The sequence below is a fragment of the Pantoea eucrina genome, assembly GCF_001691555.1.
Taxonomy (GTDB): Bacteria; Pseudomonadota; Gammaproteobacteria; order Enterobacterales; family Enterobacteriaceae; genus Pantoea; species Pantoea borealis.
Genome location: NZ_MAYN01000006.1, coordinates 41,228 through 65,597 on the forward strand (window position 1 = coordinate 41,228; position 24,370 = coordinate 65,597).

At 57.5% G+C, this 24,370-nt stretch carries 20 protein-coding genes, 3 pseudogenes and 1 riboswitch; of the genes and pseudogenes, 11 read left to right on the top strand and 12 right to left on the bottom strand.

What is annotated here, in order from left to right:
* Positions 1 to 115 precede the first annotated feature (115 nt).
* Both umuC (BBA90_RS03520) and umuC (BBA90_RS03525) read right to left on the bottom strand, forming a co-directional pair.
* Positions 116 to 1,156 (bottom strand): annotated as a pseudogene (gene umuC, locus BBA90_RS03520) (translesion error-prone DNA polymerase V subunit UmuC); the annotation flags it as partial.
* 46 nt (positions 1,157 to 1,202) lie between these two features.
* Positions 1,203 to 2,243, bottom strand: a pseudogene (gene umuC, locus BBA90_RS03525) (translesion error-prone DNA polymerase V subunit UmuC); the annotation flags it as partial.
* A gap of 249 nt (positions 2,244 to 2,492) precedes the next feature.
* On the opposite strand from umuC (BBA90_RS03525), the gene BBA90_RS03530 reads away from it, so the two are divergent.
* The 8 genes from BBA90_RS03530 to crcB all read left to right on the top strand — a co-directional run bounded on the left by BBA90_RS03530 (position 2,493) and on the right by crcB (position 9,360).
* Positions 2,493 to 3,491 carry a YncE family protein gene (locus BBA90_RS03530; protein WP_014606787.1) on the top strand — a complete coding sequence of 333 codons (999 nt, stop codon included), beginning with the start codon at positions 2,493 to 2,495 and terminating at the stop codon, positions 3,489 to 3,491.
* A 151-nt stretch (positions 3,492 to 3,642) separates the two neighbouring features.
* Positions 3,643 to 4,803 carry a TDT family transporter gene (locus tag BBA90_RS03535; protein ID WP_014606788.1) on the top strand — a complete coding sequence of 387 codons (1,161 nt, stop codon included), beginning with the start codon at positions 3,643 to 3,645 and terminating at the stop codon, positions 4,801 to 4,803.
* A complete protein-coding gene (locus tag BBA90_RS03540; protein WP_014606789.1) occupies positions 4,800 to 5,399 on the top strand; it encodes a uracil-DNA glycosylase family protein in 600 nt (199 codons plus the stop codon). The genes BBA90_RS03535 and BBA90_RS03540 overlap by 4 nt, the downstream gene beginning before the upstream one ends.
* Before the next feature lie 49 nt (positions 5,400 to 5,448).
* Positions 5,449 to 5,518: riboswitch (Fluoride riboswitch) on the top strand.
* 78 nt (positions 5,519 to 5,596) lie between these two features.
* Positions 5,597 to 6,505 (top strand): DHHA2 domain-containing protein, encoded by a 909-nt coding sequence (locus BBA90_RS03545; protein ID WP_014606790.1) that lies wholly within the window; start codon positions 5,597 to 5,599, stop codon positions 6,503 to 6,505.
* Positions 6,502 to 6,927, top strand: a complete 426-nt coding sequence (locus BBA90_RS03550) for a universal stress protein (RefSeq protein WP_014606791.1) — start codon at positions 6,502 to 6,504, stop codon at positions 6,925 to 6,927. The genes BBA90_RS03545 and BBA90_RS03550 overlap by 4 nt, the downstream gene beginning before the upstream one ends.
* Positions 6,928 to 6,942: 15 nt before the next feature.
* Positions 6,943 to 8,232: a phosphopyruvate hydratase gene (gene eno / locus BBA90_RS03555; RefSeq protein WP_014606792.1), complete on the top strand. Its 1,290-nt coding sequence runs from the start codon at positions 6,943 to 6,945 to the stop codon at positions 8,230 to 8,232.
* A 43-nt stretch (positions 8,233 to 8,275) separates the two neighbouring features.
* Positions 8,276 to 8,983, top strand: coding sequence for a 2,3-bisphosphoglycerate-dependent phosphoglycerate mutase (locus BBA90_RS03560; protein WP_028722238.1), 708 nt, complete (start codon positions 8,276 to 8,278; stop codon positions 8,981 to 8,983).
* Between the two features lie 2 nt (positions 8,984 to 8,985).
* A complete protein-coding gene (gene crcB / locus BBA90_RS03565) occupies positions 8,986 to 9,360 on the top strand; it encodes a fluoride efflux transporter CrcB (RefSeq protein WP_010260804.1) in 375 nt (124 codons plus the stop codon).
* Between the two features lie 166 nt (positions 9,361 to 9,526).
* On the opposite strand, the gene BBA90_RS03570 is transcribed toward crcB, so the two are convergent.
* From BBA90_RS03570 to umuD, 5 genes and pseudogenes are all read right to left on the bottom strand, one after another.
* Positions 9,527 to 9,928: a VOC family protein gene (locus BBA90_RS03570; protein ID WP_014606795.1), complete on the bottom strand. Its 402-nt coding sequence runs from the start codon at positions 9,926 to 9,928 to the stop codon at positions 9,527 to 9,529.
* Between the two features lie 125 nt (positions 9,929 to 10,053).
* Positions 10,054 to 12,171 (bottom strand): tyrosine-type recombinase/integrase, encoded by a 2,118-nt coding sequence (locus tag BBA90_RS03575; RefSeq protein WP_047714191.1) that lies wholly within the window; start codon positions 12,169 to 12,171, stop codon positions 10,054 to 10,056.
* A 2-nt stretch (positions 12,172 to 12,173) separates the two neighbouring features.
* Positions 12,174 to 13,157, bottom strand: a complete 984-nt coding sequence (locus BBA90_RS03580; protein WP_065647957.1) for a tyrosine-type recombinase/integrase — start codon at positions 13,155 to 13,157, stop codon at positions 12,174 to 12,176.
* Between the two features lie 73 nt (positions 13,158 to 13,230).
* Positions 13,231 to 13,458 (bottom strand): annotated as a pseudogene (locus tag BBA90_RS03585) (DNA polymerase V subunit UmuC); the annotation flags it as partial.
* Positions 13,459 to 13,466: 8 nt separating this feature from the next.
* Positions 13,467 to 13,916: a translesion error-prone DNA polymerase V autoproteolytic subunit gene (gene umuD, locus BBA90_RS03590; protein WP_075050708.1), complete on the bottom strand. Its 450-nt coding sequence runs from the start codon at positions 13,914 to 13,916 to the stop codon at positions 13,467 to 13,469.
* A 348-nt stretch (positions 13,917 to 14,264) separates the two neighbouring features.
* On the opposite strand from umuD, the gene BBA90_RS18660 reads away from it, so the two are divergent.
* Together BBA90_RS18660 and arsH are read left to right on the top strand one after the other, a co-directional pair.
* On the top strand, positions 14,265 to 14,600 hold the full coding sequence (locus BBA90_RS18660) for an ArsR/SmtB family transcription factor (protein ID WP_075050709.1): 336 nt from the start codon (positions 14,265 to 14,267) through the stop codon (positions 14,598 to 14,600).
* Positions 14,601 to 14,626: 26 nt separating this feature from the next.
* Positions 14,627 to 15,319 (top strand): arsenical resistance protein ArsH, encoded by a 693-nt coding sequence (gene arsH / locus BBA90_RS03595; RefSeq protein ID WP_162287177.1) that lies wholly within the window; start codon positions 14,627 to 14,629, stop codon positions 15,317 to 15,319.
* Between the two features lie 57 nt (positions 15,320 to 15,376).
* On the opposite strand, the gene arsC is transcribed toward arsH, so the two are convergent.
* The 4 genes from arsC to cadR all read right to left on the bottom strand — a co-directional run bounded on the left by arsC (position 15,377) and on the right by cadR (position 18,308).
* Entirely contained in the window at positions 15,377 to 15,805 is a 429-nt protein-coding gene (gene arsC, locus BBA90_RS03600; RefSeq protein ID WP_065647959.1) for a glutaredoxin-dependent arsenate reductase, read from the bottom strand.
* Between the two features lie 49 nt (positions 15,806 to 15,854).
* On the bottom strand, positions 15,855 to 17,138 hold the full coding sequence (locus BBA90_RS03605; RefSeq protein WP_065647960.1) for an arsenic transporter: 1,284 nt from the start codon (positions 17,136 to 17,138) through the stop codon (positions 15,855 to 15,857).
* 96 nt (positions 17,139 to 17,234) lie between these two features.
* Positions 17,235 to 17,588, bottom strand: a complete 354-nt coding sequence (locus tag BBA90_RS03610) for a metalloregulator ArsR/SmtB family transcription factor (RefSeq protein WP_006785991.1) — start codon at positions 17,586 to 17,588, stop codon at positions 17,235 to 17,237.
* Positions 17,589 to 17,849: 261 nt separating this feature from the next.
* Positions 17,850 to 18,308: a Cd(II)/Pb(II)-responsive transcriptional regulator gene (gene cadR / locus BBA90_RS03615; protein WP_065647961.1), complete on the bottom strand. Its 459-nt coding sequence runs from the start codon at positions 18,306 to 18,308 to the stop codon at positions 17,850 to 17,852.
* 319 nt (positions 18,309 to 18,627) lie between these two features.
* Between cadR and BBA90_RS03620 the strand changes: the two genes are divergently transcribed.
* Positions 18,628 to 21,045, top strand: a complete 2,418-nt coding sequence (locus tag BBA90_RS03620) for a heavy metal translocating P-type ATPase (protein WP_370512314.1) — start codon at positions 18,628 to 18,630, stop codon at positions 21,043 to 21,045.
* A 173-nt stretch (positions 21,046 to 21,218) separates the two neighbouring features.
* Here BBA90_RS03620 and silA read toward each other — a convergent pair whose 3' ends face one another.
* The gene (silA, locus tag BBA90_RS03625; protein WP_065647963.1) at positions 21,219 to 24,365 is read right to left on the bottom strand and encodes a Cu(+)/Ag(+) efflux RND transporter permease subunit SilA; all 3,147 of its coding nucleotides are present in this window, start codon (positions 24,363 to 24,365) and stop codon (positions 21,219 to 21,221) included.
* Positions 24,366 to 24,370: the final 5 nt, after the last annotated feature.

Below are 24,370 nucleotides of genomic sequence, written 5' to 3' on the forward strand. Positions count from 1 at the left end.
GACACGATTTTTTCGGGTAGGGGATGAGACGGTCAAAACCAATATTACACCCAGCGCTTATTATGTGGAATACACATTCAACCCTAGAAATAGCCATTTAGCTTATCAGGTCGGGTTACAATATACGTGCAACAGGAATATCTGACCAGCGTGTAGTCCAGGAAGGGCTGAGCATTTCCCGCTTCATTCTCCATTCAGTATTAGTTCCCTGTCCTGCAAACCACACGTGACCCAGCCCGGACTGGTTGATGCCGTCGAGTACCTTCATCAGCTGTGCGCTGTTAGCCCGCGGCTGTACGTCGTCAAAGAGGTTAAGCTGACTCACGCCGTCTAGCGTGAACTCATCAAGCATAATACCGGCTTTCATGTACCGGCGGCCTTCCAGCCAGATGCGGTCCAAACTGCGCATGGCCACTTCAATGATGTCGCGCGTATCCTGCGTGGGCAGCGTCAGCTTTTCACCGGCCGTGTTGCCGTAAAACACCTCGTTAACAGCATGTGGCGAGGTTCTGATAAAGACACTGATGCGCCTGCAAAACTGTCGTTCGCATAGGAGCTTCTCAGCCGCACGCGTGGCGTACTGACACAGCTCCTGCTGCATGGCCACTTTTGAGGTGATGCGTTCGCCAAAGGATCTTGAACAGCAAATCTGCTGCTTGGCTGGCGGTAGCTCCTCGATCGGAATGCATGACTCGCCGTTCAGTTCGCGTACGGCTCTCTCCAGCACCACGTTGAAGGCTTTGCGAATGAGGGCAGGGTGCGCACGCGCCAGCTGCAGGGCACTGCTGATGCCCATGACGTTCAGTCTTTTACCGATGCGCTGGCCAACGCCCCAGACTTCCTCCACGGGCTGATTGGCCAGCAGTGTTTCGGTGCGTTTCGGATTGCCCGGCGTAAGTGCGAGCACGGCGCGGAACTGCTTCCACTCTTTACTGGCCTACTGCGCTGATTTCGCCAGGGTTTTTGTCGGCCCCATGCCCACGCCGACGGTCAGTCCGGTTGTGGCCAGCACATGCGCGAGCAGGCGCCGGCCGAAGTGCTCAAAGTCTTCGCATCCGTTTATTCCCGTCAGAACGAGAAACATTTCATCAATACTGTACTGCTCGACACGAGGCGTCAGCTCTTCCAGAGCAGTCATCACACGCTGGCTGAGACTATGGTTTATGTGGAATACAGTTTCAACTGCTTAATTAATAATCGTCTCAGAGCACACGTGCTTTAGGAATGTCTGACCAGCGCGTGGTCCAGGCAGGGCTAAGCATTTCACGCTTCATTTTCCACTCAGTGTTAATTCCCTGTCCGGCAAACCACACATTTCCCAGTCCTGACTGATTAATGCCGTCCAGTACCTTCATCAGCTGTGCGCTTTTAGCCCGTGGCCGATTATCGTCAAACAGATTTAGCTGGCTTACGCCGTTCGGCGTAAAGTTATCAAGCATGATGCCTGCTTTCATGTATCTGCGCCCCTCAAGCCAGATACAATCGAGCGACCGCATCGCAGACTCAATGATGTCCCGCGTATCCTGTGTTGGTAGTGTCAGCTTCTCTCCGGCGCTGTTTCCGTAAAACACCTCACCGCTGGCGTGTGGCGACGTCCGGATAAACACGCCGATGTTGCGGCAGTACTGACGTTCCCCTCGCAGCTTTTCCGCTGCGCGTGCAGCGTACTGACACAGCGCCTGCTGCATGGCTGTTTTTGTTGTAATGCGCTCCCCGAAGCTGCGACTGCAGACTATCTGCTGTTTTGCCGGCGGCAGTTCTTCCAGCGGAATACATGACTCACCGTTCAGCTCGCGTACGGTGCGTTCCAGTACCACGGAAAAGTTATCGCGAATGAACTTTGGACGCGCGCGTGACAGCTGCAGGGCGGTTTCGATGCCCATCAGGCTGAGTCGCTTACCGATACGCCGTCCCACACCCCATATTTCCTCAACGGGCTGGTTAGCTAGCAGAGTTTCGGTACGTTTCAGATTACCCGGCGTCAGCGCCAGCACGCCGCGAAACTGCTTCCACTCCTTACTCGCCCACTGGGCCGATTTTGCCAGCGTTTTAGTGGGCCCCATGCCGACACCGACGGTAAGACCCGTTGTGGTAAATACATGCGCGCGCAGGCGACGACCAAAAGCTTCGAAGTCCTCACAGCCGTTAATACCGGTAATATCCAGGAACATTTCATCAATGCTGTACTGCTCGACGCGTGGCGTTATCTCCTCAAGCGCGGTCATTACTCTCTGGCTCAGGCTGTGATTTATGTGGAATGCAATTTAAACAAAAAAAATCAGTTACCATTCCTCTGAAGTTTATTTTCTGAACAGGAATTATTCAGCCTTGAACTACCTCAGTATGCTTACTGACAGGGGGGAAGGTTGAGGGTGGTAAGACATAGTCGGAAAATCGATTTGCCCGCCAGGATTTAATCTGCCACGCTTACTCTGAAGCCCTCAATCGGGCAATGAGTCTTATCCCTTACCCACCCCAATGCAGGAAAAATGATGATAAAAAAATACAGGATCCCGGGACTGACCGCGGTGGCGTTTCTTCTTATCAGCACCCTCGCCGGTGCCGCAGAGGAACGCTGGACGTTTGACGGCGATATCCACAACAATTCCCTTGCTGTCAGTCCCGATGAGAAAACGGCGGTGGCGTCCTACAGTGAGCGCTCTGAGGTGGTGGTCTACGACCTGGCTGCCGGGAAAGTCAGAAAGGTGCTGAAGGGATACGTCACGCCCCGCAATGCGCTTTTCTCCCCCGACGGGAAGGCCGTATATCTTTCAGACAGCAGCCTCGGCGTGGTCAGAAAAATCAGCACCGGGACGCTTGATGTGGAGACCTCGCTGCCGCTGGGGCCCGGGGCATTCGGCACAGCTATCAGCCGTGACGGTCAGCGCCTGTATGTGAATAACGAGGCCGCCAGCACGCTCTCGGTGTATGACCTGACGCACAACCGGCCCGTTGCGGTCGTGACGGGTTTTGCCCAGCCCCGTCAGGGCATAAAAATCAGCCCGGACGGCAAAACCGTCTACGTCACTAACTTTAAGGGCGATAAAATTACCCTGGTTGACGCCGTAACGGGCGAGATTCGCGGCGAGATAACAGGCTTCAGCAAGCTGCGCGCCATTTCAGTCAGCGCCGACGGCCGCACACTGTACGCGGCTAACAGCGGCAGCAACACCATCGCCGTGGTTGACACGCAGAAGCTCGCCATTACGGCAACCATTCCCGTGGGGCAGGATCCTTACGGTGCCGCCCTGACGCCGGATAACCGCTATGTTTACAGCGGCAACCTGGGCGACAACAGCCTCTCCGTTATTGATACCGCCGCCGGTAAGGTGGTCTCCACCGTTACCGGACTGGATGCGCCCCGTCAGGCCATCGTTTTCAGCAAAGACGGTGCCCGCGCGTGGGTGCTGAATAAAGACCTCAGCATTGCGGTCGTTGACCTGAAACAGAACCGCGTCACGGCCACGATTAAAAGCCCGCCGCAGGCCTGATTCAGTCCTTCCCTCACTCCGGCGGTGTGACGGTCCTTCCCGGAGTGGGAGAGTCTAACCACTTTTACTGGTTTATTTTAACTGAATAACCTGTTTTAAAGATTTAACCCGACGTGCCTATACTCTTTCTGTCTACTCAGGAGATTACGGCATGAACGATAAAATATTTACCCTGCATAACGGAGCGCGCCCGCTGAGCGCGCTGAGCAGCCCGAAAGAGGCCATACGTCAGTTCACGCCTAACTGGTTCGCCGCGACCATGGGGACCGGTATCCTGTCTCTGTCTCTGGCGCAGTTCCCCTGGCCGGTTCCGGGATTACGCCTCGTCGCCGAGGGACTCTGGATGTTTAACATCTTCCTGTTCAGCGTCTTTGCCGTGATGTATCTGGCCCGCTGGGTGATGTACTTCGGTGAGGCAAAGCGCATCTTTGGCCATTCAACGGTGTCCATGTTCTTCGGCACCATCCCGATGGGCATGGCCACCATCATCAACGGGCTGCTGGCGTTTGGCCTCCCCCGGTGGGGGGCTGACGTCATTCCCGTAGCGCACGCCCTGTGGTGGCTGGACGTGGCGATGTCGCTGCTGTGTGGCGTGTGTATTCCCTACATGATGTTTACCCGGCAGCAGCACAGCATTGACCAGATGACCGCCGTCTGGTTACTGCCGGTCGTGGCCGCCGAGGTTGCGGCAGTCAGTGGCGGCCTGCTGGCACCGCACATTGCCGACCCCCACGCGCAGCTCGGCATCATTATTACCAGCTACGTGCTGTGGGCGTACTCGGTGCCGGTGGCGCTGAGCATCCTCGCCATCCTGCTGCTGCGTATGGCGCTGCACAAGCTACCACACGAAAGCATGGCGGCCTCAAGCTGGCTGGCACTGGGGCCGATTGGTACCGGCTCGCTGGGGATGCTGGTCATCGGCGGAGATGCGCCCGGGGTGTTTGCCGCGGCGGGCATGCCGGAAATCGGTCATATCGCGCAGGGCGTGGGGTTCGTTGCCGGCATTCTCTTCTGGGGCTGCGGCCTGTGGTGGATGCTGCTGGCCACGCTGATAACCGTGCGATACTTCCGTGAAGGCATTCCGTTCAATCTGGGATGGTGGGGCTTTACCTTCCCGCTGGGCGTGTACACGGTCGCCACGCTGAAGCTGTCCACCCTCGTTGACCTGGCGTTCTTTAAAGGCTTCGGTGCGCTTCTTGTCGTCATGCTGGCCGCCATGTGGCTGCTGGTCGCGGTGAAGACGGTGCGCGGGGCATGGAGCGGGAAACTGTTTGTTTCCCCCTGTCTGGCAGGCCTGGACCGGAAGCCGTGAGTGAAACCTGCACGTCGCTGCTGGACCCGTTTTTACGCGAGGAACGCCTCGCGGCAGTCACCGCGCCGCACGTGGCCGCGCTGAATCGCTGGGTCAGCGGGCTGCGTCAGCACGGCGTGGAGCTGCCGTGGTTTGATCCGGCCGACGGCGGGACCGGGGCCGGACTGCTCGTCCTGCTGCAGTCGCCGGCGCGCAGCAGCCCGTCACCCCGGTTTGTGTCGCGGGATAACCCGGGGCCGGCCCAGCAGAACCTGGGGCGGTTTCTGGCGGAAGCCGGTATTGCGCGCCGGGACAGCGTGCTGTGGAATACGGTGCCCTGGGTCAGCGACGGGCCGCAGAAACGGCCCTCAGCGGCGGACATCCGCAGCGGCTGCGCCTGGCTTGAGGACGTGCTGGCGTATCTGCCCGCGCTGCGCGTGGTGGTGCTGGCCGGTGCCGTAGCGGCTCAGGCCCGCGGGACGGTCAGTCATCAGTGCCCCGGCGTCACGGTGCTGAAGATGCCTCACCCCAGTCCGCTTTCACTTTGCACAAGCCCGGCGGTGCCGGAAAACATCCGCCGGGTGCTCCGCGAAGCACGCGCTGCGCTGGCGGGCTGAGGGTGCCAGCAGAATAATACTGACAGGCTTTCCGTCTGGCTCTATACTCAGAGTACAGGGTGATGGCGTTCCACCTTTCCCAACCGCTCCGTTCCGGAGCTGATGACGCCTGATGTGACTCTTGATTTTCAGGAGGTGCGTCAGGCCGTCCTTACTTTCCTCCCGGCCTGCGTACTTCCCTTTACGGGGAGAGACCCTTGATACACGTTTTTGGCCACATCAATCCTGACAGCGACGCCATCTGCACGGCGGTCGTCACCGCTCACTGGCTGACCGGGCGCGGCATGGACGCCCGCGCATGGCGTCTCGGCGAGGCTAACCGGGAAACCCGCTTTATCTTTGACACCGCCGGTCTTACGCTGCCGCCGCTGCTCGCTATTCCGCTGCAGGATGAACGGGTGTGGCTGGTCGATTTCACCGAGCCGGCGCAGGGGCCTGACGACCTGCTCCGGAGCAACGTCGTGGGCATCACTGACCACCACCGGCTGGGCGGGCTGATAACGCAACTGCCGCCGGAGGTGCATATCCGCCCGGTTGGCAGCAGCGCCACGCTGCTCTGGCTGCTGATGGACGCTGAAGCGCGCCGCACGCTGCCCCCGACGCTCGCCGTGCTTCTGCTGGGCGCACTCCTGAGTGACACCGTGAATCTTCGCTCGCCGACCACCACCGAAGACGATATCCGTTCGGCGACCGAACTGGGCGTGCTGTCCGGCGTAAACCGCAGAGCCTTCGCCCGTGACCTCCTCACCGCCAAAACGGACGTCAGCGGCCTCAGCGCCCAGCAGCTGCTGGGCAGGGACCTCAAGGCCTTCGTCATTGCCGGCACCGACGTGCGCATTGCCCAGATTGAGGTCAGCTCACCGACACAGGTTGCCCCCGTGATGGACGACCTGCTCGCTGCCCTGGCGTATCTGGCGGACCAGTCGGGTGCCGGGCTGACGGTGCTGATGTTGACCGACATTCGCGCCGGGTTTTCAACGCTTTACTTCGCCGGGCGGGAGAGCGTTAACGCGGCCTCCTGCTCCGTACCGGGCATGCTCAGCCGCAAAAAACAGCTTCTGCCGTGGCTTGAGTCCCGCCTTAACCAGAACGGGAGTTCATTATGACCTGCTACACCCACGCACTGATACTTGTGAACGACAAAGACGACGGCACCCTCCTGCTGAAACGGGCGGTCGCGCTGGCGCAGCCGCTCGGCATGAAAATCACCCTGGCCCACATCAGCGACGACTACCGGGAAATGAACTACGTGTCCGACAGCCTGATGGACGACGTCGTGTCGGAAGAGGTGCTGAAAGCCAAAGCGTTTATGAGCGAGCTGGCGGCCTCCGTGCCTGAGGCGGTAGACACGCGGGAGCTGGTGACCATGCGCCGCTTTGAGGACGTGGAGAAGTGCATCAATGAGCTGGGCGTGGACCTCGTGCTTGCCGGGCACCGCAACCGCTTTATGGGAATGCTGACGTCCCGCTCGGCGGAATACATCAACCACCTCACGGTGGATGTGCTTATTACTCACCTGAATGACTAAACCGGGAGAAACGCTATGCACTTTACACTGGATAACGTGACCGCCCGGGAAATTCTTGACTCTCGCGGCAACCCCACCGTTGAAGTTGAGGCCCGGACCCCGGACGGGATGATGGCACGCGCCTCGGTGCCTTCCGGGGCCAGCACCGGGTCGCGCGAGGCCGCAGAGCGCCGCGACGGTGACGCACAACGTTTTGGCGGCAAAGGCGTGCTGGATGCCGTCAGGGCGGTTAATACGGAAATCTGCGAAGCCGTGCGCGGCCTGGACGTGCGCGAGCAGCGGCAGCTGGACAACATCATGCTGATGCTGGACGGCACGGAGAACAAGAGTCGCCTGGGTGCCAATGCCATTCTGGGCGTATCGCTGGCGGTGGCCCGGCTGGCGGCACAGGCCTCGCACGAGCCGCTGTGGCGCTACCTGGGGGGCCTGCAGGCGAATCTGCTGCCCGTGCCGTGCATGAACATCATCAACGGCGGCGTGCACGCCCGCGGTCAGGGCGCGGACTTCCAGGAGTTCATGATAGCGCCACACGGGGCACCCACGCTGCGCGAGGCCGTGCGTCAGGGCAGCGAGGTCTACCAGGCGCTGCGCCAGATCCTGCTGGACAAAAAACTCTCAGCGGCAGTGGGCGACGAAGGCGGTTTTGCGCCCGCCGTGTCGTCGAACCGTGACCCGCTGGCGTTTATCGTACAGGCGATTGAGAAGGCGGGATACAGGCCCGGAGAGGACATCAGCATCTGCATGGACCCTGCCTCAAGTGAGTTTTTCGCTGACGGTCAGTATCATCTGCGCACCGAGGGCAGCGCGCTGAGCGCGGCGGAAATGACGGCATACTACGGCGAGCTGATGGACCAGTTTCCGGTCATCCTGCTGGAAGACGGCCTGGCCGAGGACGACTGGGCGGGCTGGAAGCATCTGCACCAGCAGCTTGCGGGCAGGGCCGAGCTGGTTGGTGACGACCTGTTTGTAACCAACGTGAAGTACATCCAGCGCGGCATTGACGAAAACCTCGCCAGCGCCGCGCTGATCAAGCTCAATCAGATAGGCTCGCTCAGCGAAACGCTGGACGCCGTGGCTCTCTGCCAGCGGCACGGCTGGGGTGCGTTCATGTCTCACCGCAGCGGGGAAACCACGGACACGTTCCTTGCCGATCTGACGGTGGCCCTGCGCGCGGGACACCTGAAAACCGGCGCGCCGTGCCGCGGCGAACGCGTGGAAAAGTACAACCAGCTGATGCGCATTGAGCAGGCGCTGGGTGAGGACGCGCACTACGCGGGGCTTCATGCGTTTGTGCGCCGCACGTAACACATCCGCCGGACGGTCCCCGTCCGGCAAAGAAGGAATGCCTGTGGCCCCTGCAACGCTGATCCTCCTGCGGCACGGCGAAAGCCAGTGGAACCGGGAAAACCGTTTTACCGGCTGGACGGACGTGCCGCTGACGGTCAGGGGGCGGCAGGAGGCCGACCGGGCCGGTGACGCGCTGCGGGCAGCGGGCCTTATGCCCGACCGTGTCTTCACCTCGGTGATGACACGCTGCGTTCACACGGTCTGGCGGGTGCTGGACCGTCTTGACCGAAGCTGGACGCCCGTGGAAAAGAGCTGGCGACTGAACGAGCGCCACTACGGTGCGCTGCAGGGGCTGAACAAGGACGACGCTGCCCGGATGATGGGGGAAGAGACCGTCCGGCTATGGCGCAAAAGCTTCAGCGGCATTCCGCCCGCAGACGCGGAGGCTCCGGCGCAGCTGCGTCGGGATCTGCGCTACCGCCGCGTTGCGCTGGCCGACCTGCCTGCAACGGAAAGCCTGGAAATGACGCTGCGTCGCGTCATGCCATACTGGCACCACGTTGTGGTGCCACAGCTGCGCTGCGGAAGTACCGTTCTGATTGTGGCGCACGGCAACACGCTGCGCGCCCTGACCGCCTTTCTGAACGGCATGCCCCACGACAGCGTGGCACAGCTGCACATCCCGACCGGCGTGCCGGTTGTATATGAAATGGATACGGCCGCACAGGTCGTGTGCCGTTATGTTCTGAATATTAAAAAAAAGGAGTGAACGTGAATCAGCTTTTTGCCGTCATCACCGGCGGTGCTTTAGGGTGTGTTATCCGCTGGCAGCTGGGCGCGCGCCTGAACGCGCTTTTTCCGGACCTGCCGCCGGGGACGCTGCTGGTCAACCTGCTGGGTGGATTTATCATCGGGGCGGCGCTGGCGTATTTTCTGCGCCATCCCGGCCTCGATCCGGCCTGGCGGCTGCTCATTACCACCGGGCTGTGTGGCGGAATGACGACCTTCTCCACATTCTCAGCTGAGGTTTTTGCCCTGCTGCAGTCAGGCAGCTATGCCTGGGCAGCCGCCTCGGTGCTGATACACGTGCTGGGTTCGCTGGCCATGACGGCGGCCGGATTTTATATCATGACGCTGTGTGGTTAACCCGGACCGTACGGCCTCTATCCAGGGGAGACCTCAGTGCAGCGACCGCTGCACTGAGGTCAGACAGTTCAGTATATTGTTCAGAAGCGCTCTCTGCGGGCCTGATCCGACAGGGTTTACGCCTGTAAGGCTTCCCCTAAATCCGGGACACTGTCGTGACAGAGTTTCAGGTCTGCCTGTTCTGGTAAAGGTCCCAGCGATTGCCATAGATGTCCTCAAACACGACAACCATTCCGTATTCTTCCTCGCGCGGCTCCTGACAGAAGTGGACGCCTTTTGCCTTCATAGCATTGTAGTCGCGCCAGAAGTCATCGGTCTGCAGGAACAGAAAAACCCGTCCGCCGCACTGGTTGCCGATAAAGCCTTCCTGCCGGTCGTTCGACGCGCGGGCAAGAAGAATAGCACAGTCGCTGTCAGGGTCCGGCGTCACCACGACCCAGCGCTTACCCGGCTGCGGCGTGTCCTCAATCAGGGTAAAGCCCAGCTTATCGGTGTAATACTCAATTGCACGATCGTAGTCATCGACCACGACAGCCACATACCCCATACACCGCTTCTGTTTTCTCATCTGCTGTTCCATCAGTTACGTCATAACGCCCGCTATAATCAGATTCATATCAAATACGACGTTCGGTCGTCTGTACTGACTCTGAACTGACACCCTCAGACCGGACATTGAAAGCATTTGAGCACTCAGGATTTTGGGCCCAATTTTGTAAGAGCCTGCTCAACCTTTTCAGCATCCTGCTCCAGTACGGCTTTCTCATCGGGAGTGAGCGGGACCTCTTCGAGGTAACGCCGGATGGATGCTTTACTCTCCAGAATAAGCCCGCGCGCGCTGTCCTTCAGCAGGTTAAAATCGCAGCCGATGCAGGCCATCCGGTGCGGGCAGCTGCTCCAGAACGGATTTGTGCAGTATGAATCACCTAAATCATAATACGTTGCAGGTCCGGTCAGGCTGGCGGCGTCAGGGTCGCGATCAATCAGTACGCTGATCATGTGCGCGACTCTGTCTGCTTTTACAAACGAGGCGGCCAGCTGTGTCGGGCGGATACGGAGATAATGCATGGTGGACTGGGGCGTTGAGTGACCAGCCCACTGCATCAGTTCATACAGTGACATGCCCTGCGGTACGCTGGCCAGTGCGGTCACGGCTGAGGCGCGTCCCCGATGGCTGGTTATCACTCCGCCGCTGTCTTCAGAAGGAACGCCCGCTCTTGCGCAGAGCATCGGTATCACCGTGCGGTTGAGGATAGCGCTGCCGGCAGGCTTCCCCCGGTACTGAAACAGCAGCCGGACCTTCTCACCGGTCCGCTCATCAGCCAGCATGGCCTGTTCTGCCGGGCGTTCGGCCAGCCAGATGTCGACATATTTTTTTACCACTGTCGCCACGGGTTTAACAAAGGCTTTTGATGTTTTTCCGGCGGGGACATGAAGGTAACAAAGGGTTCCGGCCGGGATGACGCTGCCGTCATCTTTCGTTATTTCATCTGCCTGCGGCGCGATGCAACCGGTAGTCAGGCGGAGCAGCTCATTTTTCCTCAGCCCCGCATGGGTCCAGATGACGGCCATCGCCTGCAGCATGGCCAGCGGATAATGTATTTCAGTAAGCAGGTCTTCCTGACGCAGATTGAGGCTGGCCCAGATGAGCTTGAGCCAGACCGGATCGTCGATAACACGGGGATTGACGTCGCGCCGAAACAGGGTGGTATCCGGTGTGGAAAGATGACGGGCAGGGCTGAAGCGCAGGCGACCCCAGCCCCAGTTTTCGTAGTCGACCATAAAACGGCGCAGTGAGTAGATAAAATGCGCCCTTGAATGCGGCATCATAGGCTCACCGGATCGCACCGATTTTCGGGTGCCCCTTTCCGTGCCCAACTGTAGCTCATCCACGTTCATTCGGCCGACCGCAGCGATAAAGCTGGCGCAGATTTCCATGCTCCAGTCTGACGGTTCACGCACCTCCGGATGCGCCTTTGCCAGCCAGAGGCCGCAGCGCAGTATAAAGCTGTACTGGCCTTCACGGGTGCGAGGCCTCAGCACAGACGTTTCCCGCCAGCGCCGGCACCACCTGACCCAGGCCGGATCGATCCCGTCTACGGGTTTTTCATACCATCGGGTATAATTACGCATCCTCATCGGGGCGCTGAAGATGCCCAGCGCAGCAAGGCCGTGTGAAATCCGGCCAATGTACCGGGATGTCCCGCTATCTGTGTTGTTCTGGGCTTCCCACAGCAGTTCAGGCGTAAAGGTTTCAAGACGGGGATCTCTGTTCATGACCATCAGCGTGGCCAGTATGCCCGACAGATGCGTGACCTGACTACCCGCAGCATAGCCCAGCGATTTCAGGGTTTCAGTCAGGCGGTGAAGCTCCCGGAAGTAAATAGCCTGACCAAAAATGGCACAGGTATACAGGGCAGGTTTTCTGATGTCTGGCAGGCTGAGGGGATCATACCGTCCGGCGAAATGCCATGCAAAGGCGGCCATCAGCGGCCGTCCTTTTCCGTCCGTCCGGCTGAATGTCTGCCAGCGTTCCTGCGGCCATCGCCAGTACGGTATACCCGAAAGGTGCATCTCACGCAGGAGGTCCAGTATTATCAGGTCAGCAACCTCGCGGCTGCATCCGCTTTCTGCTGCGATGTCTTTCAGCGGCCTGATAAACTCAGGAGCAGGTTTCATCCGCAGCAGCCTGCCCCGGCTGTGAGAGGTGGCCAGTGCGGCCTTTTCAGGCTCAGTCAGTAAAGCATCAAGCCTGTAAGCGGAGAGGTCGAAGGGAGCCCACACATTCTCAGGTAGTTGCGAGGGTAACATTCTTATTCCTCCAAGCCGAAAATGAGGTTCGCCATCCTGATATCTGCCGTTTCAATCGCGCCTGCCATCCGGGCGGCAAGATCCCTGCCGGAAAGGTGAATATAAATCTGAGTGGTGCGCGGATCACGGTGACCTGCGTAGGTGGCAAGTTCGTGCAGTTTCCAGCCCGCACGGGCCAGATGCGTCAACCGCAGGTGACGGAAAGTATGGGTTGAAATGTCGGGCAGCCCTGACTCAAGCGCCCATTTCCGTACCGTTTTGCTCCAGCTCCAGTAAGAGAGCGGTGCCCCCTGATTACGATCGGACTCAGAGCGGAACAGGGCTCTTTTTACCATCCCCGACCGCTTCATCTGTAAAAGATGAGCCGCCAGCACCGGCGTCAGGGCGGGACTGTAACAGACGATCCGTTCATGACGGTTCTTGGTGGTTTCAGCCCGGACGCGGATGAGGCGGTGGGCAAAGTCAAGGTCATCAGTACTCAGCGCGGTGACTTCCGATCGTCGCAGCGCACCGCAGTAGGTTAACGCCAGCATCAGCCGGTCACGAAGCGGAGAATCCGCGGCATGAGCCTGAAAAAGCTGCCACTGTGCATCGTCAGGAATACGCGGCAGCTTTACGATACGGGGAACCAGCCCCCGTGCGGAACACAGCATGCCCGGCGTGCCGGAACGGGGCAGCGGATTTACCTTACACAGGTCAAGATACATCAGGAAGTCGTACCAGAGACGGACAGCCGACAGGCGCAGCTGGAGCGTGGCGCTTGCGGCCGGGAAAGGCATACCGGGTAACTGAGGACGGATGTAGGCAGCCATGTCATCAAACCTGACCTTTTCAGGTTCAATCCTGTTCCGGCTGCAGAACGCAAAATAATGACAGAGGGCTGCGCGGTAGGCGGTCAGGGTGGCGGGTGCCCGCCCCAGGTCGGACAGCAGCTTCAGCCAGCGTTCCGCCAGTAAAATGGCACTGTTGTTTAGTGGAGTCGTCATTGCGTTTACCTCTGAGGTCAGCGTTGCTGTTCAAAGTCTATACGATCAATGTTGCATTCCACTTAACTTACTACAGCGCATAGTTTGAGCTGAACACGTGTATCTTTTCCGGATAGTCCTGCGTTTTTATCTGGAACCACGGTGCACCCATTTTTATACCCAGAGCTTTTGCGCCAGCAGAGCGCGCAATAACGCAGCCATCGTTGTTACTGAGCACGACTACCGGCCTGCCACGCAGGTCCGGGCGGAAAAGCGTCTCACAGCTGGCATAGAAAGAGTTGACGTCAGCCAGTCCGAACATGGGCATAATTATCTCCGACGGGCCCGGGTACTGTTAAAGAACCAGGTGACAACGCCGAGCAGCTGCAGCTCTTCCGGATAGATGGCGGCGTAAGCAGGGTTCATGGGCAGCAGTGCCACCCTCGGGAGCAGCTGCAGGCGCTTAACTGTGAACTCACCGCCAACCTCGGCAATGACGATGTCGCCGTGCGTGGGTGGCTCCGCGCGATCGACCACCATAACATCACCGTCATAAAGCCCCAGCTCCTGCATGCTGTTGCCACTGGCCCGTACGAAGAATGTGGACGCCCGTCTGCGAATACAAAGCTCATTCAGGTCCAGCTCTTTCTCTACATAATCCTGAGCAGGGGAGGGAAAGCCAGCTGAGCAGGGATCTGCGTACAGCGGCACCTTTACCGTTGGGGTAAAAATCGGCGGCCATAACAGCGTCAGGCCCTGAGCGTAACTGACCGCTTTCATAACGCGGCGTCCCGGACGTGCTGCTGTGTACGGATTAGGGAAAAAAATGTAAAGCGCATAAAAATCCTCCTTTAAATTATACTGGTTATATGAACAGTATTATTGAGCCTGGAATTTCTGGCAAGAGGAAGCGAAACGGTTATGGCTAAAGCTGTTGTCAGAGTGCTGGAATTTTACCGAAATGCTGAGCCATGGCCTTTTTATATGCTCTGCCACTGCAGCCGGATCAACAGGGTATAAAAGGCTTTCTTTTTGAGCGCAGCACTTTTATGGCGGGAAGAGGCTTGACCATTCCGTCCGCTTTAAATTATATTTCCATTATTCTGGAAATGTAGATTTGGTGATGATGTGGACATACAAAATGCTGCGGCTGCTCTCAGGGAACTGGGACACGTGACGCGACTGGGAATTTACCGTGAACTGGTGAAAGTCGGGCCTGAAGGACTGCCTGTGGGTGACATCCAGAAAAGACTGGCTATTCCGGCCTCCACGCTAAGTCATCACCTTTCTGCGCTGATGTCAGCTGGCCTCATAAGCCAGGAACGGCAGAGCCGTACCCTGTTCTGCAGGCCCTGCTATGCGCAGCTTGAGCAGCTGATGGCCTTTCTGACGGAAGAGTGCTGCGCCGCTGGCTGCTGCTGCAGCCTGTCGGCTACGATTACTCATAAAGAGACTCTATTGTGAATAACTTCAATGATGCCCTGAACAATATCGATCCGACGCACCTGGATGCACCGCTGACGGAAGAAAAATTAAAAGTCGAAGAGGTGGCGCATCCGCCCCGCATACTGATGCTCTACGGCTCGCTGCGGGAGCGCTCTTACAGCCGACTCACCACGGAAGAGGCCGCCCGGCTGCTGACGGCCATGGGCGCGGAGGTGAAGATATTCAATCCGTCTGGCCTGCCGCTGCCGGATGATGCACCTGAGACGCATCCGAAGGTCGCAGAGCTGCGCGAGCTGGTACTCTGGTCAGAAGGGATGGTCTGGTGCTCCCCTGAGCGTCACGGTGCCATGACCGGCATCATGAAGACGCAGATTGACTGGATTCCGCTGACGTCCGGGGCGGTCCGGCCCTCGCAGGGGAAAACCCTTGCGGTAATGCAGGTCAGCGGCGGCTCACAGTCGTTCAACGCCGTAAATCAGATGCGTATTCTCGGGCGCTGGATGCGGATGATCACTATCCCGAACCAGTCATCCGTGGCAAAAGCTTGGGCCGAGTTTGATGAGGCCGGCCGCATGAAGCCTTCTCCGTATTATGACCGCATAGTGGACGTCATGGAGGAACTGATGAAGTTCACTCTGCTGACGCGCGGTCGCAGTGGTTATCTCACCGACCGCTACAGCGAAAGGAAAGAGAGTGCCGCGCAGCTCTCTGAGCGTGTAAACCAGCGCAGCATATAAAAAAGCCGGCATCTGCCGGCTTTTTCAAATTTGCTATGCCCGCAGCCTGGTGAAACATCAGTGGCTGACGCGGTTTCCGTGCTCATCAATGACGGCTTCGCCGTCCTCTTTGGTAAACGCTCCCTTCTGCGGGTCCGGCAGTATGTCCAGAACCATTTCTGAGGGGCGACACAGCTTCGTTCCGAGCGGCGTAACCACAACCGGTCGATTAATGAGGATCGGATGAGCCAGCATGGCATCGAGCAGTTCGTTATCGCTGAACCGGTCCTCTGCCAGGCCGAGCTGCTCGTAAGGTTCGGTATTTTTACGCAGCAGGGCGCGCACGCTGATCTCCATATCCGCAATAAGCTTTTTCAGCTCATCACGCGCCGGCGGAGTTTCCAGATACAGAATCACCGTGGGCTCGGTGCCGCTGTTGCGGATAAGTGCCAGGGTATTGCGGGACGTCCCGCAGGCCGGATTGTGGTAAATGGTAATGTCAGTCATAAGCGGTACTCCGTAAAGGCGCTGCACAGGCGCAGCGCCGGGGTTTAGGTTAAACAGACAGGCGCAGGGCCAGTGCGGCCAGCGTCACAAACAGCACCGGCAGGGTCATCACGATGCCCACACGGAAGTAGTAGCCCCAGCTGACGGTAATGTTTTTCTGTGCCAGGACGTGCAGCCACAGCAGGGTAGCAAGGCTGCCGATGGGGGTGATTTTCGGACCGAGGTCGCAGCCGATGATGTTGGCGTAAATCATCGCCTCCTTCACCACGCCCTGCGCGGTGCTGCCGTCAATGGAGAGCGCGCCAACCAGCACGGTAGGCATGTTGTTCATGACTGATGAAAGCGCCGCCGTCAGAAAGCCGGTGCCGAGCGTTGCGCCCCAGACGCCATGCTCTGCAAACCGGTTTAGGGCGGCAGAAAGGTAATCAGTCAGCCCGGCATTGCGTAGTCCGTATACCACCAGGTACATGCCCAGCGAGAAGATAACGATCTGCCAGGGCGCACCTTTCAGTACCTTTCCGGTATCAATCACATTGCCTTTCCGGGCTACCAGCCAGAGAATAAACGCCGCCACCGCGGCCACAAGGCTGACCGGTACGCCGAGTGGTTCGAGGGCAAAGAAGCCGATCAGCAGCAGGATGAGAACAATCCAGCCGGTTTTAAAGGTACGCGCATCGCGAATGGCCTCACGCGGCGCCTTCAGCTTCGCCAGGTCGTAAGTGGCCGGGATGTCCCTGCGGAAAAACAGGTGCAGCATCACCAGCGTGGCGGCCACGGACGCGATATTCACCGGCACCATCACCGAGGCATACTCGCTGAAACCCAGTTTAAAGAAGTCTGCCGTGACAATGTTCACCAGGTTCGACACGATGAGCGGCAGGCTGGAGGTATCAGCGATGAAGCCTGCCGCCATCACAAACGCCAGCGTGGCGCCCGGGCTGAAGCCCAGCGCCAGCAGCATGGCGATAACGATCGGCGTCAGAATAAGCGCTGCCCCGTCATTGGCGAACAGGGCGGCTACCGCCGCACCCAGCAGAACGATATACGTGAACAGCAACCGGCCCCTGCCGCCGCCCCAGCGTGAAACGTGCAGCGCGGCCCACTCAAAAAAGCCGGACTCATCAAGCAGCAGGCTGATAATGATGACCGCAATAAACGTGGCCGTGGCGTTCCAGACAATCTGCCAGACCACAGGAATGTCCCCGATGTTTACCACGCCGGTCAGCAGCGCCAGTGCGGCGCCGATAACGGCACTCCAGCCAATGCTGAGCCCTTTCGGCTGCCAGATCACCAGTATCAGGGTCAGGATAAAAATCGCACCCGCCAGAAACATACTCTCTCCTTCTTAATTATACCTGCCCGTTAAAGCGGGCTGCTAAGTGTACCCTGTAAATATATTCGTTTAATCGAATGTGTTTAGATAAAATTTTTACATGCAGACAGCTTTGCCGTTGGTGGTTGCGTTATCACGCTCAGCCTGCTGACTGAGATGAAGAATTTCATCCCGCTGACACAGATATGCCTGCTCAATGACCGCTGCTGCCCACGCAGGCATGTGTGGCGATAACCGGTAATGGATCCACTTGCCGTCGCGCCTGTCGATAAGCAGTCCACTCTCTCTGAGCAGGGCCAGGTGCCGCGATATTTTTGGCTGTGTTTCTTTCAGGATAGATACAAGCTCGCAGACGCAGAGCTCCCCTTTTTCGCGCAACAACAGCACTAGGCTGAGCCGGGTTTCGTCAGAAAGATTCTTAAAAAGTTGCAGGGGCAAAAGTGACGGCATAATTTCTCCTTCGTGGCGGACAGCAACAAGTCTCGTCTTCTGCAGACGAAAGGTCAATTTTATATTGATAAATTCATATATGTTGTGACGTGATTACAGGCTTTTCTGTACAGCTTAATGAGGGAATAGCGGTTAAACGATGTCACACAGATTTTAACGGCAGCACACTTTCAGCTGCCTTAATAGACGGGCAAGACGAAGTCACATCACAAAAAAGCCTGTTTCTTTAGTGAACAGTTCTACTTACAGCAGAAAGCAGCATCAGTAAGAGTGGCTTCCGGCCAGATGACCTGCAGTGATAACCGGCACGATATCCTCAGACTCTTCTGTCTGCTCCAGTTCGCGCAGAATTCCGCAGTCCCGTGTTGCCCGGTTGGCATTGCAGTGGCTTTGGAGCTCAAAAAGTTGTTTTTCCAGCATATTCAGTTCACGAATACGGGCCTGAACGTGGTTCAGATGTTCATTTATCAGGGCATTAACCGTACCGCAGTCTGCGTCAGGCTGGCTGCGCGCCTGCAGCAACACCCGGATTTCTTCATGGGTCATATCGAGCGCCCGGCAGCGCCGGATAAACATAAGCCTTTCGAGATGTGCGCTGTCGTAATGGCGGTAGTTATTAGTCTGGTCCCGCAATGCGGCCTGCAAAAGCCCCTCTCGCTCATAATAACGTACCGTCTCTACAGGACATCCCGCCTGGCGGGCCAGTTCACCAATTTTCATATCACACCTCTTCTGAGCTTGACCCTGTAGTTACATCAGGGTCTTTAATGCCAGTATACGTTATGAACGGGATAAAAAAATGAGTGACTGCTGCAGTAATAAAAAATGTGGATCAGCCGCAACCGTAGAGGAGGCGTCTGTTAAAAATACCGCAACTGCCCCGACTGAGGCTTCCGAGAAGATGCCACCAAAAACGACTGAGACCACACCGGCTTGTTGCAGCACCGGGAGCTGCTGCTCAACGGACGGCCTGAGCCAGGTGTCCGAACTGGTTGCAGAGCATCCCCGCAACGATGACGTTCAGACGCGTCTGCGCATCATGCAGATGGACTGCCCGACGGAGGAGGCGCTCCTCCGAAAAAAACTGGCAAAATTATCTTCCGTCAGCAATCTCGAATTCAATCTTATACAGAGGGTGCTTACCGTGACCCATACGCCGCAGGCGCTGGAACCGGTTCTGCAGGCGGTGCGCTCGCTGGGTTTTGACCCGGAACCGATTGATAAAGCAATGCAGCCTGAAGGCAACTGTTGTACAGGCCGTGAGGCGGAAAGTACCGGCGGTTCCTGCTGCGCACCTGCCCCTGTCACATTCGGTGAGCTGCAGACGCAGCAGTTGACCGCTGACGGGGTGCGTACCAGTATCAGGATCATGCAGATGGACTGCCCTGTTGAAGAGGGCATGATTCGTAAAAAGCTGGATGGCATGTCAGCCGTCAAGGAACTGGATTTCAATCTTATGCAGCGCGTACTGACGGTGGTTCACGCACCGGATGCGCTGGAGCCAGTTCTGGCCGCCATTCGTTCGCTGGGCTTTGAACCTGAACTTCCTGACAGTAATGGCCGGCACGTGGTCACTGAGGAAAAGAAAAAACCCTGGTGGCCGCTCGCGCTTGCCGGTGTGGCGGCAAGCGCCGCCGAAGCCATGCATTGGGCGGGCATGCCGGAATGGCTGGAAGCGGCTCTTGCTCTTGCTGCCGTTGCGGCCTGTGGCCTGTCCACGTACAAAAAAGGCTGGATTGCTCTTCGCAACGGCAACCTGAACATCAACGCCCTGATGAGTATTGCCGTCACCGGGGCGCTGGCGCTCGGACAGTGGCCTGAAGCCGCCATGGTAATGGTCCTGTTCACGATTGCGGAACTGATTGAAGCAAAGTCTCTTGATCGCGCCCGCAATGCCATCGGCTCTCTGATGAAACTGACGCCTGAAACGGCCACAATTCAGCAGCCGGACGGCTCCTGGAAAGAAACTGAGGCCGTGTCTGTATCCCTTAACAGCGTGGTCAGGGTAAAACCGGGCGAGCGTATCGCCCTCGACGGCACGGTGGTTCGGGGAAGGACCGCCATTAATCAGGCACCTATTACCGGCGAAAGCCTGCCGGTGGATAAAGGGGAAGGCGACCCGGTCTTCGCCGGGACGGTCAACGGATCCGGTGGCTTTGAGTACCGGGTAACGGCGGCTGCCGGAAATACCACGCTTGCGCGTATCATTCATGCCGTGGAGGAAGCGCAGGGGGCAAAAGCCCCTACGCAGCGCTTTGTTGATCGCTTTGCGCAAATTTATACCCCTGTGGTGTTTGCTATTGCCGTCGCAGTTGCCGTTCTCCCGCCGCTGATTGCAGGTGAAAGCTGGCAGGCGTGGATATACAAGGCGCTGGTGATGCTGGTTATCGCCTGCCCCTGTGCGCTGGTCATTTCCACGCCAGTGACCCTTGTCAGCGGCCTGACGGCAGCAGCCCGCCGGGGGATATTGATCAAGGGCGGCGTTTATCTTGAAGAGGGTCGAAAGCTGAAGTGGCTGGCGCTCGACAAGACCGGCACCCTGACGCACGGTAAGCCGGTACAGACGGATGCGATTATCTATACCGGGGTGGCAGAAGACGAGGGGCGCAGGCTGGCTGTGAGCCTGGCAGGTTACTCCGATCATCCGGTTTCGCAGGCTGTATCGGCGGCATCAGATAGCATTCAGCGTTATGAAGTGGAAAACTTTGAGGCTCTGCCAGGCCGCGGCGTGCGTGGCGTCATCAACGGTCAAACCTACAGTCTGGGCAATCTGAGGCTGGCTGAAGAAACGGTGCGCTGCCCGGAAGCGGTCAGGGCTGCACTAACGGAACTGGAGACCGGGGGTAAAACGGTCATCATGCTCTGTGACACTCATCAGGTGCTTGGGCTGTTTGCGGTGGCTGATACGGTGAAGGAAAGCAGCCGCGAGGCGATAAGTCAGTTGCATAGTCTGGGTGTCAAAACGCTCATGCTGACCGGAGACAATGCGCACACTGCGCAGGCCATTGCCGGTCAGGTTGGTATCGATGAGGCGCGGGGGGATCAGCTGCCGGAAGATAAACTGCGTGCTGTAGAAACGTTTACGGCGCAGGGCACGACCGGCATGGTAGGCGACGGCATCAATGATGCACCGGCGCTGGCCCGCGCCGATATCGGCTTTGCCATGGGCGCAATGGGCACGGATACCGCCATCGAGACTGCCGATGTGGCCCTCATGGATGACGATTTGCGTAAAATCCCGGCTTTTGTCCGACTCTCCCGCCAGACGTATAACGTTCTGGTTCAGAATATCGTTATGGCTATTGGGATCAAGGCAGTGTTTCTGGCCCTGACCATTGCAGGTATGGGCACCATGTGGATGGCGGTATTCGCGGATGTGGGTGCAAGCCTGCTTGTCGTGGCAAATGGTCTGCGCCTGTTACGTAATAAGCAGCGGTTGCTGCCTATCAGATTATGATGGGCAGTGTCAGGAGAAGCCGTTGGCTTATATCTTCTGCGTTTTGTTGCCAATGCCGGCTCTGGAAAACTGAGTGACAGCATCACTGACACAGCACTTTTCATAATAGACGTAGTGCAGTTTCGATACCCATCCTGATATAAAGGCTCTCTCCGACAGAGGGCCTTAGAATGTCATGATACGTCTGTTTTATGCCTGCGCAGCCAGATTAATTTGTAGGCAGCAGGAATAATGAACAGTGAAAGAAGCGGAGCTGTTATCATCCCTCCAATCATGGGGGCCGCAATCCGACTCATGACTTCTGAGCCTGCTCCGGTTCCCCACAGAATGGGTAGCAGGCCCGCAATGATCACCGCTACAGTCATGGCTTTTGGCCGGACACGTAATACTGCTCCATGATAAAGAGCTTCATCAAGGCCTTCAGGTGTGAACGTCTCCCGGTGGGACAATTCCGGGTGTGCTTCAATGGCATGACGCAGATACATCAGCATGACCACACCAAATTCTGCCGCCACCCCGGCCAGGGCGATAAACCCGGTTCCGGTCGCCACAGACATGTGGAAGCCCTGCCAGTAGAGGAACCATATTCCCCCGACCAGCGCGAACGGCAGACTCATCAGGATCAGCAAGGCCTCATCCACACGACGGAATGCCAGATACAACAGGATGAAAATGATCACCACCGTCATCGGAACCATCAGTTTCAGTTTCTTGTTGGCATGCTCCAGTAATTCAAACTGACCGGAGAATGACACGCTGGTCCCCGGTCTCAGTTTCACTTTTTCGCTGATAGCCGTCCTGATATCGTTGACCACCGACACCATGTCCCTGCCGCGGGCATCAACATAAATCCAGCTGGCCGGTCGCGCGTTTTCCGTTTTCAGCATGGTAGGTCCGGATACAACGTTAATATCGGCAACGTCACCCAGCGTGATCTGCTGTTTCATGGGTGTCAGGATGGGCATTTCCCTCAGAGCTTGTGGACTGCTCCGGTAATCCTGCGGGTAACGGATATTAATCGGATACCGGGCCACGCCCTCAACCGTTTCCCCCACCGTCGCGCCGCCGATGGCTGAGGAGACAAACAGCTGGACATCACCCACCGTCATCCCGTAGCGGGAGGCTTTTTCACGGTTAATATCGATGTCAATGTAGCGCCCGCCCTCCAGTCGCTCGGCCAGAGCCGATATCACGCCCGGCACGGTTTTGGCTACCGCCTCAATGCTCTGCGCCGTTGCATCGATATCGGACAGAACAGTACCTGACACCTTGATACCTATCGGACTTTTTATCCCGGTTGAGAGCATATCAATACGGTTACGGATGGGGGGCACCCAGAGGTTAGCCAGACCGGGTAAACGGACCGTTTTATCGAGTTCGTCAATAATCTTGTCAATCGTCATGCCGGGCCGCCACTGATCCTCTGGTTTAAGCTGGATCGTGGTTTCCATCATTTCGAGCGGCGCGGAATCCGTCGCGGTCTCGGCCTTCCCGGTCTTGCCAAAAACAGAAGCTACTTCAGGTACGGTTTTAATGAGCTTATCCGTGGTCTGTAAGAGCGCAGCGGCCGCTGCCGGCGACACGCCCGGCAATGTTGAGGGCATATACAACAGGTCGCCCTCATTTATCTTCGGCAGAAACTCGCCGCCTACCTGACTCAGGGGCCAGATAACCGTGAAGATGGATAAGGTCGCAACCAGCAGGGTTATTTTTGGCCAGTGAAGTACCCGCAGCAACAAAGGATGATACGCTTTGATCAGCAGCCGGTTCAGGGGATTGCTGGTCTCGGCAGGAATTTTCCCGCGGATCCAGAATCCCATCAGAATCGGAATGACGATGATGGCCAGCGCGGCCGCGCCCGCCATGGAGTAGGTTTTCGTAAAGGCCAGCGGACCAAACAGACGACCTTCCTGTCCTTCCAGGGTAAAAATAGGAATAAAGGACAGGGTAATGATCAACAGACTGATAAACAGCGCGGGTCCCACTTCAACGGAGGCATCGGTGATAACCTTCCAGCGGGTTGCGTTATCAATCTGCTCACCCGGATGCTGATGATCCCACTCTTCCAGCCATTTATGCGCATTTTCAATCATCACGATGGCGGCATCCACCATCGCCCCTACGGCAATGGCGATCCCTCCCAGCGACATTATATTGGCGTTCAGCCCCTGGAAATGCATGACAATAAAGGCGATACACAGACCAAGAGGCAGAGAAATAATCGCCACCAGGGCCGAACGAACATGCCACAGGAACAGGGCGCAGACGATGGCCACCACGATAAACTCTTCCAGGAGTTTGTAGCTGAGGTTGTCAATGGCCCGGTCAATTAACTGGCTGCGATCGTAGGTAGTCACAATCTCAACGCCTTCAGGCAAACTTGCCTTCAGGGTCTCCAGTTTATCTTTCACTGCCGTGATAACGTCGCGCGCATTTTTACCCGACCGCAGGATCACGACGCCGCCGGCGACTTCTCCCTGACCGTTAAGTTCTGCTATACCACGCCGCATTTCAGGCCCGGTCTGCACGCGGGCCACGTCCCGCAGATAAATCGGTACACCGTTTTCTCCGGTTTTCAGGACGATGTTATTGAAATCGTCTATGGACTGGAGGTAACCGCTGGCCCGGACCATGTACTCCGCTTCGGCGATTTCAACGGATGAGCCACCGGCTTCCTGATTAGATGACTCAAGGGCCTGTTTTACTTCTGGCAGGCTGATGCCGTACTGGGCCAGTTTCTCCGGGTTAACCTGGATTTGGTACTGCTTGACCACGCCGCCTACTGATGCAACTTCCGCGACGTTAGGGATAGTTTTCAGTTCAAATTTCAGGAACCAGTCCTGCAGAGAGCGCAGTTCGGAAAGGTCGTGTTTTCCGCTGTGATCAACCAGAGCATATTCAAATATCCAGCCCACACCTGTGGCATCAGGCCCGATTTCCGAGCTTACACCGGAAGGCAGTTTTCCCTGAACCTGATTAAGGTATTCGAGCACACGCGAGCGGGCCCAGTACAGATCGGTCCCGTCCTCAAAAATGACATACACGTAGGAATCGCCGAACTGGGAAAAACCGCGCACGGTCTTGGCACCGGGTACCGACAGCATGGTGGTCGTGAGCGGATATGTAACCTGGTTTTCAACAATCTGCGGAGCCTGACCAGGATAGCTGGTCTTGATAATTACCTGTACATCGGACAGATCGGGTAGCGCATCCACAGGGGTGTTGATGATAGTCCAGGTGCCCCAGACACTAAGAAACAGAGCGGCCATCATAACGAGGAAACGGTTGGCAACCGATCGCCGTATAATCCATTCAATCATCATCG